Origin of the sequence: Campylobacter sp. US33a (assembly GCF_004378855.1) — a bacterium.
In the GTDB taxonomy this organism is placed as follows: Bacteria; Campylobacterota; Campylobacteria; order Campylobacterales; family Campylobacteraceae; genus Campylobacter_D.
On record NZ_RYYL01000036.1, the window covers coordinates 1 to 603 of the forward strand.

Annotated in this window: 1 protein-coding gene; it reads right to left on the reverse strand. The window is 37.1% G+C overall.

What is annotated here, in order from left to right; all coding sequences use genetic code 11:
• Nucleotides 1–213: 213 nt before the first annotated feature.
• A partial coding sequence (locus ELQ16_RS09790; RefSeq protein ID WP_134239452.1) for a D-Ala-D-Ala carboxypeptidase family metallohydrolase occupies nt 214–603 on the reverse strand: 390 nt, incomplete at its 5' end.

Here is a 603-nt window from a genome sequence, read left to right on the forward strand (position 1 = left end):
AAAAAGCCAATACCAAAACCAATAGCAATTAAAATAAATGCTAGTAATAAATCAAACATTTTTACTCCTTTCTATTTTGATTTCGCAGCAGAAGTAAATTCCACCTTGCGACAAAGGGTTACACCCTTTTGAAACCCCTAAAGCCCCCGTCCCACTAAAGTGGGTAGGCTCAGCTTAATTCTAAAGGCTATGCGCCAAACCTATGTTGTTGTTTTAAGCATAAGTCCATCTTGCTTTTTTGCCTCTTGTATCTAAATGCACGAAACCGCCAAATTCATTGTTAAGATTGTGTTTTATGGCTATTCCAAAAGGCTTTTCGCCATAAGTGTTTAAAATATGCTGGTGTAAATCTGAGGTTTTAATGCCTTTAACTGTAAAATCCACCGCGCTACCTATGGAGTGCTGAGAGTTTTTAGCACCGCCAACCTTTTCGTTGTGTTCTTTGCAACGATAAGCGCTATTTATGATAATAGGAGCATTATAATGCTCTCTGATTTCACAAAGCGTATCTATAAGCTCATCACTTGGGACATTTGGCGGCAACTCACACTTGCCACATTTGCATTTAAATTCATCAATTTTAAAATACTTGTTTTCTTTCAT